Origin of the sequence: Parabacteroides sp. AF27-14, assembly GCF_003635425.1 — a bacterium.
Lineage (GTDB): Bacteria > Bacteroidota > Bacteroidia > Bacteroidales > Tannerellaceae > Parabacteroides > Parabacteroides distasonis.
This window is the reverse complement of sequence record NZ_QTLZ01000027.1, coordinates 40435-56944: the sequence shown is the minus strand read 5'-3', so window position 1 is coordinate 56944 and position 16510 is coordinate 40435. Positions and strand designations below refer to the sequence as shown.

Genomic DNA, 16510 nt, shown 5'->3' with positions numbered 1-16510 from the left:
ACTGATTACGTTTATAAACAAAAAAAGTGTCTAGATAAATCAGGAAAAGACAGAATAACTTATGCTTACAGTTTTTCCTATAGAAAAACTAAAGTTTTATTAGGGGAAAACTTTTGTTTCTTCCTAAAGAAACTTTTGTTTCCTCTAGGAGAAACTTTTGTTTTCCCTAAGAGAAACTCTTTGTTCTCCTAAGGGAAACTCTTATCAGCTCTTATCCCTTCGTCCATCGGTAGCCACTCTGCCAAGCATCAAAGACTGGTTCATCCTCTACTCCGTACGCCCGAAAGACCTGACGGATATACTGTTGGTCTTCGGGCGAGAAGGTTCTTTCCTTGCGCTTAAACTGATAAAACTTATTCTTACCGTATGTCATCAACAGACGTTGCTTGATGCGTTTCGCCTCCAGATAAGGTATCTGGTCTAATAGGTGATCCATGCCGACAGCGTATTGCACGGGAGTATCCGCCATGAAAGCCGCACACTTTCCGGTAGGACTGGTACGTGCGGGATTCACGATGCTCACCGCCCAAAGCGTATCGGGGATAAAACGGACAATTTGATGCCGCAAGCAGCGGTTGGCGTTCTTACAATTTTCATTAAAACAATGTACAAAGCCTGTCGGCACCATAGCGTAATCGAGTTTTTCTATCATATCTTTTAGATTTTCAGTATTCTTCAAATATAACACTTTTTCTCTTTACCCGCAAAGAAAAACACATGAAAATCAATAATAAGTGGTAGATATTGAATAATAATTGTAGATGTTTGGAGATCTACAACCTATAGGTAATATTCTTATTTACAGAGAGTACACAATAGAGTGGTAGATATTGTAGATATTTTTATAAATTCAATGTTACAGGAAACTCATAATACGTAAAAGACCGAGCCAATACAACTTCTTCATCTTTTCACTATCACATAGCAGGATATTTTATATCTTTATTGCCTATTTATAATCATGATTGGATACATATGGACATAGATTTCGAATCATACATCCGTGGTAGTGAGGGTAACATTCATCATCAATACCCCACAACAGCCAACCGAACAAGTCGACCGAACAAGTACCGAACAAGCTAACCGAACAGTTCAGCGCACCGCTTTTAGCTATCGTAAAGGCTATCGGGACAGAACAATGTTCATTGAAAGTAAAAAGTGATTACAAACAATTTGCATAGATAAACGAAGAATGAAAACATCCATCAATTACCTTCCCGAACAGAAACGGGATGACCTCAGAAGAATTGTAGAGTGCGTACTGGAAGTACTTCCCGATTGTGAGATGATCATTCTCTACGGAAGTTATGCCCGGAATACATACGTTGACTACGACCAACGCATCGAATACGGTATCCGCACCTGTTTTATGAGCGATTATGATATTTTGGTAGTTACCAGTACCCGTTTCCAAAGATATATTATCAATCACATCTTGAGTAAGGCCACCGATAATTACTACAAAGGGAAGAACAGATACGTATCCACCACCGTACAGTTTATAGACGAAAGCATCGACGACTTGAATAAAGCCATCGATAAAAACCGATATTTCTATACCGATATCAAGCGAGAAGGTATCATGCTTTACAACAGCGGCCGTTATAAGTTGGCCCGCCGTCGTAAACTGAACTATCGCGAAATAAAAGAGTTGGCGGAGGAGTATTACAACGACAGGTTTGAACGTGCGAATAGTTTCTTACGTAGTGCCCGATATTCATACAAGGATCAGGATTACAAAATAGCATCGTTCCACCTTCATCAAGCTTGTGAGAATTATTACAACAGCATAATCTTGACTTTTACATTGTATAGCCCCAAAGAGCATAGCCTAATAACGTTATCCGGCAGAGCCAAAACGCATTCCCTAGAGTCATCCGAAGCCTTTCCCCGGGATACGGAAGAGGAGAAACGACTTTTCGACTTGCTGCAGGACGCATACGTTCAAGCTCGTTATAATTTACACTTCCGCGTCACTAAAGAAGATATCGAGGCGCTTATACCCAAAGTAGAACGGCTCCGGGATATCACGCGACAATGTTGCGAGGAGAGAATCAAGGTGTATGCGGCAAAACAAAGACAGGTTTGATGAGATTCCCCTCAATCGCCACCTTTATAACCCCATCCAACCTGTTTTCGAAGATACGGTAAGCCTCCTCAATCTCGTTCAATGGAAACTTATGGGTAATAAGAGGCGTCGTGTCTATCTTACCTTCTTCTATTAGGTTAAGAATCTCGGCGCAATCGCAGCCATCCACCCCACCAGTCTTGAACGTCAAGTTCTTGCCATACATGTCTGGCAAAGGAAGAAGCTGAGGTTTATCATAGAGGGCTACGATGGTGACAATGGCGTTCGGACGGGCACAATCCCATGCCAAGCGGAAGGTATCCTCACTCCCCGCGACCTCCAATACGACATCCGCACCGCCATGATCGCTGTTACGAAGAACAAATTCCTTACAGTTTTCGGGACCTGTCACCAAGACTTCCGGATAACGCTGGCGAACGAACCGGGCCCTTTCCGGAGACTTCTCGCAAACAATAATACGTCGTGGCTTCTTCAACAACACGCACAACAAAGTACAGGTCCCCGTAGGACCAGCGCCAATAATGAGAACCGTATCCTCCTCTGAGACCTCCGAGATGCGAGCAGCCCAAAAACCTGTCGCTAACACATCACCGACCAGCAAAGCCTGCTCATCGCTAACCGTATCTGGGATACGATTCAAGCCTCGATCCGCATAAGGAACCCGGACATACTCCGCCTGCCCCCCATCGATACGACAGCCCAACGCCCAACCGCCATTGGGATCGGTACAATTATTGACATATCCACGCCGGCAGAAGAAACACTCTCCGCAAAAGGTCTCGACATTCACGGTCACCCTGTCACCCGGCTTGACTGCAGTAACATCGGCACCCACCTTTTCCACCACACCAACCATCTCATGCCCAACGGTTATTCCGGGTACCGCACGTGGTACGCTACCATGTTTGATATGAAGATCGCTAGAACAGATACTACCCAAAGTCACACGTACGATAGCGTCCCATGAATCCTGTATTTCCGGTATCGGTTTCTCCCGCAATTCAAATTTCCCTTGTTCAATATAAGTGTACGCAAGCATGATATTTTCTTCTTTTAGTTAATCGCCTTACAAAGATAAGGATCGTATCGCCAAAAATATCAGATATATCAGTAATTTGGGTACAAACTGTTTCATTTTTCTCTCCTATCTTTATCGCCATAAATACATAGCATTCTCGTAATGAATATAAAAACAACAAAAATTCAAGAAGTATGAAACGAATCGTATTATTCATGGTCATGGTCTCAATGGTATGTATCGCCTCTTATGCGCAAAAGGCTGCCGAAGGGACAAAAGTTTTAGTGGCTTACTTCTCGGCAACGGGAAATACTGAAAAAGCGGCCCAACAAGTCGCATCTATTGTCAGCGGTGATCTTCACAAGATCCAACCTGAGAAAAGCTATACCTCCGCCGATCTGAACTGGCGGGATAAATCCTCACGCAGCAGCGTAGAGATGGACGATCCTACATCACGACCGGCCATTATCGATGATTTGAAGAACCTAGCGGAGTATGACACCGTTTACCTAGGATTTCCCATCTGGTGGAATCAAGCCCCAAGACTCATCAACACCTTTTTGGAGAAATACGATCTCTCGGGCAAAACCGTTATCCCATTCGCCACATCAGGCAGCAGCAATATCTCGAACGCAGAGAGTGAATTGCGGAAAGCCTATCCGGATGTGAACTGGCAAAAAGGGAAGTTGATGAACGGAGCGACAGAAGAAGATATCAAGAATTGGACTAAAAAATAAATGATTATGAGAAAGAATTTTGGAGCGAAGCCTTTGAGCTATCCGCAACCCGTATTTATTATCGCCACGTATGGAGAAGATGGAACTCCCGACGCGATGAACGCCGCTTGGGGCGGTATCAGTGAGATGAATGAGATCAGCATGTGTCTTAGCGCCGGTCACAAGACAGTTAAGAATATCCTGAAGCGTAGAGCTTTCACGGTAAGCATGGCAGATGCCGATCATGTCGTAGCTTGTGATTATGTAGGTATCGTGTCAGGCAATAAAGTTACCGACAAGTTTGCCAAAGCAGGATTTCACGCTACAAAATCAGACTTCGTAGATGCTCCGTTGATCGACGAATTGGCCGTGGCTATCGAATGTAAATTGAAAGATTACGATCCAGATACTTGCATACTCCGTGGCGAGATCGTAAATGTCAGTGTTGACGAGCGTGTACTTGATGAGAACGGCAAGGTGAATGTAGCTAAAGCCGCTCCCATCATCTTTGATCCATTCAACAACGACTATTTGAGAGTGGGCGAAAAGGTAGGAAATGCCTTTTCCGATGGGAAGCAACTGAAAACATAAAAGAAAAGTCTATCTAAAGTTATTATATATGTAAACTTAATTTATATTTGCACTATGGAAAAAAAATGAATATTATGCAAGCAAATCCTAAGATCGGGAGTATGGACGCTGTATTAGATAAATTATACGGCAAGGTTGGCTCACCAGAAAGAGAGGAGTTTCGCAAAGAAGCATATTCTTATTGTGTGGGGCAAATTATTAGTGACGCACGGAAGCAAGAGAAAATGACACAATCCGAGTTGGCCGAAAAAGTAGGAACTAATAAGACCTATATATCAAGAATTGAAAAAGGAATCATAGAACCGGGAGTTGGTTTATTTTTCCGTATTATTGATGCGCTTGGCCTTAAAATTGAAATCGTAAAGCCTATCATGTGAGCAAAAGGAACTCTCTCAGATCGCCTCTGTTAAGATTGTTTTCCAATATGAGTAATAAAAGGGGCAAAGGCGTAATCACTACGGCTTTACCCCTTTATACATCAGCTCATGAAATCAATTTAGAGATATCATACCCACGTTCCGTTATCTTCCCCAGTAAATCTTCCCGAACCGCCTCCGGTAAGTTCCTCTCACGGCTCAAGATCCAGAGGTATTTATCCGTGCTGCTTCCTATCACCGCATATTGATAATCCGCATCAAGTTCTAAGATATAATAATCCGCATAGAACCATAAGAAGAAAGCCACTTTCAATTTTCCGGGATTATTTTTAGGGTCCGGTTGTTTCGCACGACCGGTGGCTTTCTTGTGAACGCCGCCTTTATATCCTTCGTTCTCCACACGGATCTTTCCGTCCGGAAGCAACGTATACGTGGCCGTCACATCCGTCATGCCTCTCTCAAAATGATTCTCATAACGGGCGATTTCATACCATCGCCCCATATACCGTTTAATATCCAGTTCCGGTACGGTATGATGATCTGTTATATTCATAAGTTTCTCTATTGTTGGATAAATGTATGTAAACCCAGATTCCTGTAATTTAGAGGGATGGACGGTTTGCCCTTTTGTCACGAACGACGCTCCCTCGCCAAACTTCAGCCGAAAAAAGAACTCAGGCAAAGGGATGATCCTACGGATCTTATCCGCTCTCGCTAACGTATGAGCCAACTGCTTTTGGGTGATAAGGTCTGGAGAAACCAAATTTACCACACCCCTCATCTGCCTATTCCGTATGATATACCCAAAAGAGCGGCATAGATCAAACAGGCTGATCCATGGAAAACGCTGTTGCCCGTTACCGATCACGACACTTACCCGTGAGAAGCGTTGCAAACGAAGCATCTCTTTCAAGGCCCCTCCATCCTCAGACAATACGACACCAAAACGGGTAATGACAAGCCTCACATCCGATGAGCATGCGGACGCTTCCTCCTCCCACGCCCCACACAACCGGGCCAAAAAATCCATTCCCCGGCAATCATGATACTCGTCATATTCCCCGAAAGCCGGATAATAACCTACGGCGGAGGCCGAAATAAACAACTCAAGTTTCACGCTTCTCGTGTTTATGGCATGCACCAACTGTCTGGTCACGCAAATACGGCTATCATACAACTCTTGTTTGTAAGCCTCCGTCCAACGTTTATTAATGGAAGCACCCGCCAAATTAATGACGACTTCACAGGATTCCACGCATCGGCATAATTCATCAAAACAATCTTCCTTAAACAAATCCCGCCCTAAAGGGATAACATCATATCCTTTTCCCTCCAAAAAAGATGAAAGATGCTGACCGATATATCCGCTTGCCCCGCTGATCGCTATTCTCATAATCAATACTTTTCTATTAAAACAAATCCACAAGCAATTTAGATGGCAATTTCCGGTTCTATTTTAGTATCCCAAACAGAATATCGACTAAAAGAAATCGGTTCGACAGAAAACAACTATATTTGTCCTCATTTAATAGTGACTGAATCATGGCAGACAATTATCTGGAAAATAAGTACGCAGAATACCAAGCCCGGAAGACTTCCGGCACTAGAACGGGGCATACAACGAAGACACTTCATAAAACAAGAAGAGTCTTCATCACCGGTGGAGCCGAGGGGATCGGGAAAGCGATTGTAAGGGCTTTCAGAGGAGCCGGACATCGTGTGGCCTTCTGCGACAAGAACGAGACCTTAGGAAAAGAGACTGCCCTACAAACCGGGACACAATTCCATCTCGTGGACGTTAGTGATAAAACCGCACTAGAAGATTGCCTGCGAAAGATCATCGAGGAGTGGGGAGATATTGATATCATTATCAACAACGCAGGTGTCAGTCAGTTCTCTCCCATCACGGAAACAAGCGTAGAGGATTTCGACAAGATACTATCCATAAACTTACGCCCGGCGTTTATCACCTCCCGGCGATTAGCGCTCCATCGGCAATCTCTCGATACCCCCAATCCATACGGCAGGATTATCAACATCTGCTCTACCCGTTACTTGATGAGTGAACCCGGTAGCGAGGGATATGCCGCCTCTAAAGGAGGTATCTATTCTTTGACGCATGCGTTGGCCTTATCGCTCTCGGAATGGCATATCACGGTAAACTCTATCGCTCCCGGTTGGATACAGAATAACAATTACGACCAGCTTCGTCCGGAGGATCATGCTCAACATCCGTCCGGAAGGGTGGGAAAGCCGGAGGATATCGCCCGTATGTGCTTATTTCTCTGTCAAGAGGAAAACGATTTCATTAATGGCGAGAATATTACGATTGACGGTGGGATGACCAAGAAAATGATCTATCTCGACTAAATAAACATCCGTATATGACACAAACATCGAACATAGAAACCAACCGTCTCGTGCTCCGTCCTTTTAGCGAAAGCGATGCTCCTGATGTTTTTGAGAGCTGTAAGAATCCAAACCTAGGCAATAACGCCGGATGGAAACCTCTCGAAACGATCGAAGAGACTATTGATGTACTAAATACCATATTTATCGGAAAAGAAGGGGTTTGGGCTATCGTATCAAAAGAGACTCAACAAGTCATTGGCTCCATTGGCATCATTCCTGATCCCAAAAGAGAAAACCCACATGCTCGCATGCTGGGTTATTGGCTAAAAGAAGAGTGTTGGGGACAAGGCTTCATGACAGAAGCAGTGCAATCCGTATTGAATTATGGGTTCACTCAAATGAATTTACATTTGATCACGGCGAATTGTTATCCTCACAATCAACGCTCACAACGTGTATTAGAGAAGAATGGATTCGTATACGAAGGACGGCTTCATCAAGCAGAGCTAATGCATACTGGACAAATAGAGGATCATTTGTGCTATTATCTTGACCATCATTCCTTTTCAAACAAAAACAATAGTTTATGATAGTAGTAACAAAAGATTTATATACGCTCAGGAGTTGGGAAGGTCAAGATACGGAATCCTTAACCTTGCACCTTAATAACAAGAAGATCTGGGATAACTGTCGGGATGGATTGCCTCATCCTTATACAAAAGAAAATGCCCGCTGCTTCATCAGCCAAGCACGAGAAAAAACTGAAATATCGGATTTCTGCATTGTGGTTCATGGTGAGGCAATCGGCAATATAGGTTTTGTGAGAGGAACGGATGTGGAACGTTTCAATGCGGAAGTCGGTTATTGGATCAGTGAGAGATATTGGAACCAAGGGATTACCTCTGAAGCGTTAGCCGATGCGATCCAGTATTATTTTGAGCATACGGAGGTTATTCGTATATTCGCCACGGTGTATGAATATAATCTGGCATCCATGCGGGTATTAGAGAAAGTGGGATTCAAGAAGACTGGCATCTTCCGAAAAGCTTGTTACAAAAACGGGCGATTCATCGATGCGCATCATTTTGAGATCGTAGCGGATGAGAAATTAGTTGGGAACAAAGACTTATAATCCATTTATGCAAATAAGACAATTACAGGTAAACGAATACGATAAGGCATTAACCTTGTCTTTGGACGTGTTCATCCAATGTGGCAAGAATGACTTCGACGAAGAGGGATTGGAAACCTTCAAGAGTTTCATTTACAATAAGGATCTGGTAAATGAGCTAACCATTTACGGAGCATTCGAGGGTGAGTCATTAATAGGTCTAATCGCGACAAAAAATGAAGGAAAGCATATCTCCTTATTCTTCATCACGCCTATGTATCATGGAAAAGGTATCGGCAAACGATTATTCGAGGCCGCTATCCAAGATAAGCCAGTCTCGGAAATGACAGTCAATTCCTCTTCCTATGCAATCCCAATCTACCGGAAATTCGGGTTCGAACCAATCTGCGAAGAACAAACTACACATGGGATGAAGTACACCCCGATGAAGCGAACGATAACCCGTCCCTCCTTCGAGGACTTCAATGAGCTTCTTCTGCTTTGGGAAGCGTCCGTACGTAGTACCCATCATTTCCTAAAAGAAGAGGATATCTTATTTTATAAAGAACTTGTTCCCGGATATTTCCCATTGGTAGAACTTTATATCATCCGAAATGAACGAGGAAAGATCGCCGCCTTCATGGGCTTAAGCGATGAGCTTATCGAGATGCTTTTCGTACATCCGGAAGAGCAAGGCAAAGGATTAGGTAAACGACTTATCCAATTCGCCTTGCAAGAGACACCCATCCGAAAAGTCGACGTAAATGAGCAAAACACAACCGCACTTCATTTCTATCAGCATCTGGGATTCCAAGTGATAGGAAGAGACGAGACGGATTCCTCCCACAAGCCATTCCCGATACTTCATCTTCAAGTTACACTTCCTTAAAAATTTAAGGGAATCGTGTAGGCTATCAGACTATATGTGTAGCCTAACGAGGGCATTCTTATCAAAAAATAGGACTAGTTACACATAAAAAAAGCCCACCGATAAAGGACGATGGGCTAGAACCTAAATGTTTTCACAACGGAATAATCCTTATTGTGATTTGCTTCAAATTAGTATAGCAAAGAAATAAAGAATATATTTATAAAGCAAGTATTTCTTGATAATTTATTTTATCTTTGAAAAAATCGTTAACACAATACTAGTCATGAAAAAAATAGTAGGATTAGATTTAGGTACAAATAGTATAGGATGGGCATTAATCAATGCTTATATAGATGAATATAATAAAGAACACTTATATGGTATAGAAGCTTGTGGCAGTCGTATTATACCTATGGACGCAGCCATTTTAGGAAATTTCGATAAGGGAAATTCTATCTCACAAACTGCGGATCGAACAAGCTATCGTGGTATACGTAGATTGCGTGAACGCCATCTATTAAGACGTGAGCGCCTGCATAGAATTCTCGATTTACTCGGCTTTTTACCAAAGCATTATTCCGATTCTCTCAATCGCTATGGCAAATTCTTAAATGACATAGAATGTAAATTACCTTGGGTAAAAGACGAAACAGGTTCTTACAAATTTATCTTTCAGGAGTCTTTTAAAGAGATGTTGGCCAATTTTACCGAACATCATCCCATACTTATCGCAAACAACAAAAAAGTACCCTACGATTGGACGATCTATTACCTTAGAAAGAAAGCATTAACACAAAAAATATCAAAAGAGGAACTCGCTTGGATTCTTTTGAACTTTAATCAGAAACGAGGATACTATCAACTTCGAGGTGAAGAGGAGGAAACTCCAAATAAACTAGTAGAATATTATTCATTGAAAGTAGAAAAAGTCGAAGACTCGGGAGAGAGAAAAGGCAAGGATACCTGGTATAACGTACATTTGGAGAATGGGATGATTTACCGGCGCACAAGTAATATACCATTGGATTGGGAAGGTAAAACTAAAGAATTTATAGTCACCACTGATCTAGAGGCTGATGGTAGTCCTAAGAAAGATAAGGAAGGAAATATAAAGCGTTCTTTCCGTGCGCCAAAAGATGATGATTGGACATTAATTAAAAAGAAGACGGAAGCAGATATCGACAAGATCAAGATGACTGTCGGCGCTTATATTTATGATACACTTCTGCAAAAACCAGACCAGAAAATACGTGGGAAGCTAGTACGTACTATCGAACGTAAATACTATAAAAACGAACTCTATCAAATACTAAAGACCCAAAGTGAATTTCATGAGGAATTACGAGATAAACAGTTATATATTGCTTGCCTTAATGAGCTTTATCCCAATAACGAACCACGTAGGAATAGTATTTCCACACGAGATTTCTGTCATTTATTTATAGAAGATATCATTTTCTATCAACGTCCACTGAAGAGCAAGAAATCATTGATCGACAATTGTCCCTATGAGGAAAATAGGTATATTGATAAAGAGAGTGGAGAAATCAAACATGCATCCATTAAATGTATAGCCAAGTCTCATCCTCTCTATCAAGAATTTCGCCTTTGGCAATTTATTGTAAACCTACGTATCTACAGGAAGGAAACGGATGTTGACGTAACACAAGAATTACTCCCTACCGAGGCTGATTATGTCACTTTATTTGAGTGGCTGAATGAAAAGAAAGAAATCGATCAAAAAGCCTTTTTTAAATACCCGCCATTCGGCTTTAAGAAAACAACTTCAAACTATCGTTGGAATTATGTGGAAGATAAACCTTATCCCTGTAATGAAACCCATGCACAAATAATAACTCGTTTAGGAAAAGCGCATATCCCAAAAGCTTTTCTTTCTAAGGAAAAGGAAGAGACATTATGGCATATATTATATTCCATAGAAGATAAAAAAGAAATAGAAAAAGCCTTACACTCTTTTGCCAATAAGAATAACCTAAGCGAAGAGTTTATTGAACAATTCAAGAATTTCCCTCCTTTCAAGAAGGAATATGGCTCTTACTCGGCTAAGGCGATAAAGAAATTGCTTCCATTGATGCGAATGGGTAAATATTGGAGTATCGAAAACATAGATAATGGGACAAGAATACGAATTAATAAAATTATAGATGGAGAGTATGACGAGAACATTCGTGAGAGAGTTAGACAAAAAGCTATTAACCTAACTGATATTACCCATTTTCGAGCTTTGCCTTTATGGTTAGCTTGTTATCTAGTTTACGATCGTCACTCCGAAGTCAAGGATATAGTTAAATGGAAGACTCCCAAGGATATAGATCTCTATTTAAAATCGTTTAAACAACATTCGTTACGCAACCCAATCGTGGAGCAAGTGATAACGGAAACCTTGCGTACCGTACGAGATATTTGGCAACAAGTAGGCCATATCGATGAGATACATATTGAATTAGGACGGGAAATGAAAAATCCGGCGGACAAGCGTGCCCGGATGTCACAACAAATGATAAAGAACGAGAATACCAATTTACGCATAAAAGCACTATTGACTGAATTTTTGAATCCGGAATTTGGAATAGAGAATGTACGTCCATATTCCCCCAGCCAGCAGGATTTATTGCGTATTTATGAAGAAGGCGTACTAAATAGTATATTAGAATTACCGGAAGATATAGGAATTATATTAGGAAAATTCAACCAAACAGATACTCTAAAACGTCCAACACGCTCGGAAATACTACGTTACAAACTATGGTTGGAGCAAAAATATCGTTCACCTTATACAGGCGAAATGATACCATTAAGTAAATTATTCACTCCTGCTTATGAAATAGAACATATTATTCCTCAATCACGTTATTTCGATGATTCACTTAGCAACAAGGTGATCTGTGAATCTGAGATAAATAAATTGAAGGATAGGAGCCTCGGCTATGAGTTTATTAAAAACCATCATGGAGAAAAGGTGGAATTAGCTTTTGACAAGCCTGTTGAGGTACTTTCCGTGGAAGCCTATGAAAAACTTGTGCATGAATCTTATTCACATAACAGAAGTAAAATGAAAAAGTTACTCATGGAAGATATTCCAGATCAATTTATAGAACGGCAACTCAACGACAGCCGCTATATTAGTAAAGTAGTAAAATCTCTGCTTTCTAATATAGTGCGTGAAGAAAACGAGCAAGAGGCTATCTCCAAGAATGTCATTCCTTGTACAGGAGGTATTACCGATCGATTAAAAAAGGATTGGGGCATCAACGATGTTTGGAATAAGATTGTACTTCCTCGTTTCATTCGGTTGAATGAACTGACTGAAAGTACCCGTTTCACTTCTATCAATACCAATAATACAATGATCCCCTCCATGCCCTTAGAGTTACAAAAGGGATTCAATAAAAAACGTATTGATCACCGCCATCATGCGATGGATGCCATTATCATTGCATGCGCAAATCGTAACATCGTGAACTATCTCAATAATGTGTCGGCTAGTAAAAACACAAAGATAACACGGCGAGATTTGCAAACCCTATTATGTCACAAGGACAAGACTGATAATAACGGTAATTACAAATGGGTTATTGACAAGCCTTGGGAAACATTCACTCAAGATACATTGACAGCTTTGCAGAAAATAACGGTTAGCTTTAAGCAAAATTTGCGTGTGATCAACAAGACAACAAACCACTATCAGCATTATGAAAATGGAAAGAAGATAGTCTCCAACCAATCAAAAGGGGATAGTTGGGCTATCCGTAAATCAATGCATAAGGAAACGGTCCACGGAGAAGTAAATTTGCGTATGATAAAAACCGTATCACTTAATGAGGCCTTAAAGAAACCACAGGCAATAGTAGAAATGGACTTGAAGAAGAAAATACTCGCTATGCTCGAGTTAGGCTATGACACTAAAAGAATAAAGAACTATTTCGAGGAAAATAAAGATACTTGGCAAGATATTAATCCATCAAAAATCAAAGTCTATTACTTTACAAAAGAGACGAAAGACCGCTATTTTGCGGTGCGGAAGCCTATAGATACTAGTTTCGACAAAAAGAAGATAAAGGAAAGCATTACAGATACAGGTATCCAACAAATTATGCTTCGACATTTGGAAACTAAAGACAATGATCCCACATTGGCATTCTCTCCAGATGGTATTGATGAAATGAACCGTAATATTCTTATATTGAATAAAGGAAAAAAGCATCAGCCCATTTATAAAGTGCGTGTCTACGAAAAAGCTGAAAAGTTTACTGTAGGACAAAAAGGGAATAAGCGAACTAAATTTGTAGAGGCAGCAAAAGGAACCAACCTGTTCTTTGCTATCTATGAAACAGAAGAGATTGATAAGGATACGAAAAAAGTAATCCGTAAAAGAAGTTATAGCACGATTCCCTTAAATGTAGTGATCGAACGCCAAAAGCAGGGACTTTCCTCGGCTCCTGAAGATGAGAATGGTAATCTACCTAAATATATACTCTCTCCTAATGATCTGGTATATGTACCGACACAGGAGGAGATTAATAAGGGGGAAGTCGTAATGCCGATAGATAGGGATCGAATATACAAAATGGTTGACTCAAGTGGCATTACCGCTAATTTCATCCCAGCTTCAACAGCCAATTTGATTTTTGCTTTACCTAAAGCTACTGCAGAAATCTATTGTAATGGTGAAAATTGCATTCAGAATGAATATGGTATTGGTAGTCCTCAATCTAAAAATCAAAAAGCTATAACAGGTGAAATGGTTAAAGAAATATGTTTTCCCATTAAAGTTGATAGATTAGGAAATATAATTCAAGTAGGTTCATGTATACTAACTAATTAGATTTTATCCTATGATTAAGAAAACATTTTATTTTGGTAATCCTGCTTACCTGTCACTTCGTAACCAGCAATTAGTTATTAAGTTACCGGAGATAGTAAAGAATGATACTGTGCCCGAAAGCTTCAAACGACAATCAGAAATTACTAAACCAATTGAAGATATTGCAGTGATAGTTCTTGACAACAAACAAATTACTATTACCCAGGGTGTATTGGAAGCATTACTAGAGAATAATTGCGCAGTTATTACATGTGATGGACGAAGTATGCCAGTAGGCCTCATGCTTCCGCTTTATGGAAACACGACACAAAATGAGCGCTTTCGAGATCAATTAGACGCTTCCTTACCTTTAAAGAAACAACTTTGGCAACAGACTATTCAAGCGAAAATCAACAATCAAGCATCAGTATTATGCTCTTGTAAAAACGAAGAAATAAAATGTATGCGAATATGGGCCAATGATGTACGTAGTGGAGATCCTGACAATTTGGAAGGACGTGCAGCTGCTTATTATTGGAAGTATCTGTTCGGACACATAGAAGGTTTTACAAGAGATCGGGAAGGTATACCTCCTAATAATTTATTAAATTATGGTTATGCAATCCTTCGTGCTATTGTTGCACGTGGACTAGTCACAAGTGGTATGTTACCCACATTGGGTATTCATCACCATAACCGATATAATGCTTATTGTTTAGCTGATGACATCATGGAACCTTATAGACCTTATGTTGATGAGCTTGTATTTGGTTTAATAAGAACAAAGGGTATATCACCCGAAATATTAACAAAAGAATGGAAAGCATCACTTCTTTCTATTCCTACATTAGAAGTTAAGATTGGAGGTAAACGAAGTCCGTTAATGATCGCTGTCGCTCAAACAACAGCCTCTCTTTACAAATGTTTCAGTGGAGAGCAACGAAGAATCGTGTATCCAGAACGGTAATAATCATGGATCGATTTAGCGAATATCGTATTATGTGGGTGTTGGTATTATTTGACTTACCTACGGAAACAAAAAAAGAAAAGAAAGCTTATAGTGATTTCCGTAAGAATCTGCAGCGTGATGGCTTTACCATGTTTCAGTTCTCTATTTATGTGCGACATTGCGCCAGCCAAGAAAATGCAGAAGTACACATAAAACGAGTAAAATCATTTTTACCAGAACACGGGCAAATAGGAATAATGTGCATTACAGACAAACAATTTGGGAATATTGAGTTGTTCTATGGGAAAAAAGTACAACCTCCTAATACACCCGGCCAACAATTAGAGCTTTTCTAGAAATAATAAATCCCGTCATAAAACGGGATTTATTACATTGGAAACTTTTCTTTTTTATTTTCTAACCATTCTATCATCTAGTTGATATACAGCATATAATACAGATTAAGCTGTTTCCAATGGATCAAAGATACTAATTTGAAAGCAAATCACAACTGGCAGTGTCCATACGTTCGCGCCGTGCCAGCTGTTTCCAATGGATCAAAGATACTAATTTGAAAGCAAATCACAACTAAAGTGTGCCGTACCTATCAAACGGTATAGCTGTTTCCAATGGATCAAAGATACTAATTTGAAAGCAAATCACAACAACTCTTCTCTTAACTCTTTCACCTCTTCCGCTGTTTCCAATGGATCAAAGATACTAATTTGAAAGCAAATCACAACGCTGATCAGGGGTATCACCTTGGTAGGAGAGCTGTTTCCAATGGATCAAAGATACTAATTTAAAAACAAATCACAACGCAAGCCAACCGTCACCATTCGCCCCAAGACTGTTTCTTGTGGAGCAAAGATACTATTTTAATAAATACTTAACCTTCTTCAACTGATCCTTTACTCGGTAACACCCTCCGTTATTTTTACAATCAATTGTTAAATCATTTAATAAATTCATATATCGCATATCTATCCATTCTTTTATCAATGGGGCACAAAAGTAAGCGAACTAAGGAAACTTTGCTAAAAAGACTATAACTTTACGGCAGAAAAGATAAAGAGACAACAACAAAGATTGAGAATGGACCTAAAAGAGAGACTATCAAGCCGCTGTCATATAGAGGATATCCATGAGATATTATTTTATGTACAAGGGAACCAAGAACGGAAAGCAGAGCTATACGATCTGATATTCGATCCGGATGATGCCGTTAGTTATCAAGCGTTATGGGTCTGTAGCCATTTCTCGACCAAGGAAAACGAATGGCTATATGATAAACAGGATGAGCTGATAAATGAGGTGCTTAACTGTGAGCACTCCGGAAAGCGACGCATTCTCTTGAACTTGCTTGTACGACAACCCCAGACGAATCCCCCACGGGTAGATTTCCTGAACTTCTGCCTGGACCGGATGCTTTCAGCGAAGGAATTACCCGGTGTGCAAACGCTTTGCATGAAACTGGGATATGAGTTATGCCGTCCCATTCCAGAGCTATTACAGGAATATAAGACACTACTCGATCTGGCGGAACCCGATTTACTACAAATCTCTTTGCGAACCGTACGTAAGAATATCTTAAAAAAAATACGATAA

Annotated in this window: 16 protein-coding genes and 1 pseudogene; 14 read left to right on the top strand and 3 right to left on the bottom strand. The window is 40.5% G+C overall.

The window, feature by feature from the left end; genetic code table 11:
- Nucleotides 1–192 (top strand): hypothetical protein (locus DWY79_RS23145; protein WP_233564018.1); only part of this gene is annotated, 192 nt, incomplete at its 5' end.
- 19 nt (nt 193–211) lie between these two features.
- On the opposite strand, the gene DWY79_RS19685 is transcribed toward DWY79_RS23145, so the two are convergent.
- Nucleotides 212–652, bottom strand: a complete 441-nt coding sequence (locus DWY79_RS19685) for a DUF6078 family protein (RefSeq protein WP_008773634.1) — start codon at nt 650–652, stop codon at nt 212–214.
- Nucleotides 653–1195: 543 nt separating this feature from the next.
- Here DWY79_RS19685 and DWY79_RS19675 point away from each other — a divergent pair.
- Entirely contained in the window at nt 1196–2092 is an 897-nt protein-coding gene (locus DWY79_RS19675) for a HEPN domain-containing protein (RefSeq protein ID WP_008773635.1), read from the top strand.
- Here the strand turns inward: DWY79_RS19675 and DWY79_RS19670 are convergent.
- Nucleotides 2058–3131 (bottom strand): alcohol dehydrogenase, encoded by a 1074-nt coding sequence (locus DWY79_RS19670; protein WP_122370150.1) that lies wholly within the window; start codon nt 3129–3131, stop codon nt 2058–2060. The genes DWY79_RS19675 and DWY79_RS19670 overlap by 35 nt on opposite strands.
- Before the next feature lie 173 nt (nt 3132–3304).
- Between DWY79_RS19670 and DWY79_RS19660 the strand changes: the two genes are divergently transcribed.
- The 3 genes from DWY79_RS19660 to DWY79_RS19650 all read left to right on the top strand — a co-directional run bounded on the left by DWY79_RS19660 (nt 3305) and on the right by DWY79_RS19650 (nt 4794).
- Nucleotides 3305–3847 (top strand): flavodoxin, encoded by a 543-nt coding sequence (locus DWY79_RS19660; RefSeq protein WP_005854315.1) that lies wholly within the window; start codon nt 3305–3307, stop codon nt 3845–3847.
- A gap of 6 nt (nt 3848–3853) precedes the next feature.
- Nucleotides 3854–4417 (top strand): flavin reductase family protein, encoded by a 564-nt coding sequence (locus tag DWY79_RS19655; RefSeq protein ID WP_005864280.1) that lies wholly within the window; start codon nt 3854–3856, stop codon nt 4415–4417.
- 74 nt (nt 4418–4491) lie between these two features.
- Nucleotides 4492–4794: a helix-turn-helix domain-containing protein gene (locus DWY79_RS19650; RefSeq protein WP_005864275.1), complete on the top strand. Its 303-nt coding sequence runs from the start codon at nt 4492–4494 to the stop codon at nt 4792–4794.
- Nucleotides 4795–4900: 106 nt separating this feature from the next.
- Here the strand turns inward: DWY79_RS19650 and DWY79_RS19645 are convergent, their stop codons facing one another.
- Nucleotides 4901–6187: a TIGR01777 family oxidoreductase gene (locus DWY79_RS19645; RefSeq protein WP_005864272.1), complete on the bottom strand. Its 1287-nt coding sequence runs from the start codon at nt 6185–6187 to the stop codon at nt 4901–4903.
- 149 nt (nt 6188–6336) lie between these two features.
- Here DWY79_RS19645 and DWY79_RS19640 point away from each other — a divergent pair, with 149 nt between their 5' ends.
- The 9 genes and pseudogenes from DWY79_RS19640 to DWY79_RS19605 all read left to right on the top strand — a co-directional run bounded on the left by DWY79_RS19640 (nt 6337) and on the right by DWY79_RS19605 (nt 16510).
- The gene (locus DWY79_RS19640; RefSeq protein ID WP_008773639.1) at nt 6337–7164 is read left to right on the top strand and encodes an SDR family NAD(P)-dependent oxidoreductase; all 828 of its coding nucleotides are present in this window, start codon (nt 6337–6339) and stop codon (nt 7162–7164) included.
- Nucleotides 7165–7178: 14 nt separating this feature from the next.
- The gene (locus DWY79_RS19635) at nt 7179–7736 is read left to right on the top strand and encodes a GNAT family N-acetyltransferase (RefSeq protein ID WP_122144971.1); all 558 of its coding nucleotides are present in this window, start codon (nt 7179–7181) and stop codon (nt 7734–7736) included.
- Nucleotides 7733–8278 (top strand): GNAT family N-acetyltransferase, encoded by a 546-nt coding sequence (locus DWY79_RS19630; protein WP_005864267.1) that lies wholly within the window; start codon nt 7733–7735, stop codon nt 8276–8278. Before DWY79_RS19635 ends, DWY79_RS19630 begins: the two co-directional genes overlap by 4 nt.
- Before the next feature lie 7 nt (nt 8279–8285).
- A pseudogene (locus tag DWY79_RS23425) lies at nt 8286–8723 on the top strand (GNAT family N-acetyltransferase); the annotation flags it as partial.
- A complete protein-coding gene (locus DWY79_RS23420; RefSeq protein ID WP_309582963.1) occupies nt 8703–9146 on the top strand; it encodes a GNAT family N-acetyltransferase in 444 nt (147 codons plus the stop codon). The pseudogene DWY79_RS23425 and the gene DWY79_RS23420, both read left to right, overlap by 21 nt.
- Nucleotides 9147–9411: 265 nt before the next feature.
- A complete protein-coding gene (gene cas9, locus DWY79_RS19620; RefSeq protein WP_122370146.1) occupies nt 9412–13974 on the top strand; it encodes a type II CRISPR RNA-guided endonuclease Cas9 in 4563 nt (1520 codons plus the stop codon).
- 10 nt (nt 13975–13984) lie between these two features.
- A complete protein-coding gene (gene cas1, locus DWY79_RS19615) occupies nt 13985–14920 on the top strand; it encodes a type II CRISPR-associated endonuclease Cas1 (protein ID WP_005864261.1) in 936 nt (311 codons plus the stop codon).
- Between the two features lie 5 nt (nt 14921–14925).
- On the top strand, nt 14926–15258 hold the full coding sequence (gene cas2 / locus DWY79_RS19610) for a CRISPR-associated endonuclease Cas2 (RefSeq protein WP_005864259.1): 333 nt from the start codon (nt 14926–14928) through the stop codon (nt 15256–15258).
- 739 nt (nt 15259–15997) lie between these two features.
- Nucleotides 15998–16510, top strand: a complete 513-nt coding sequence (locus tag DWY79_RS19605) for a hypothetical protein (RefSeq protein ID WP_057319350.1) — start codon at nt 15998–16000, stop codon at nt 16508–16510.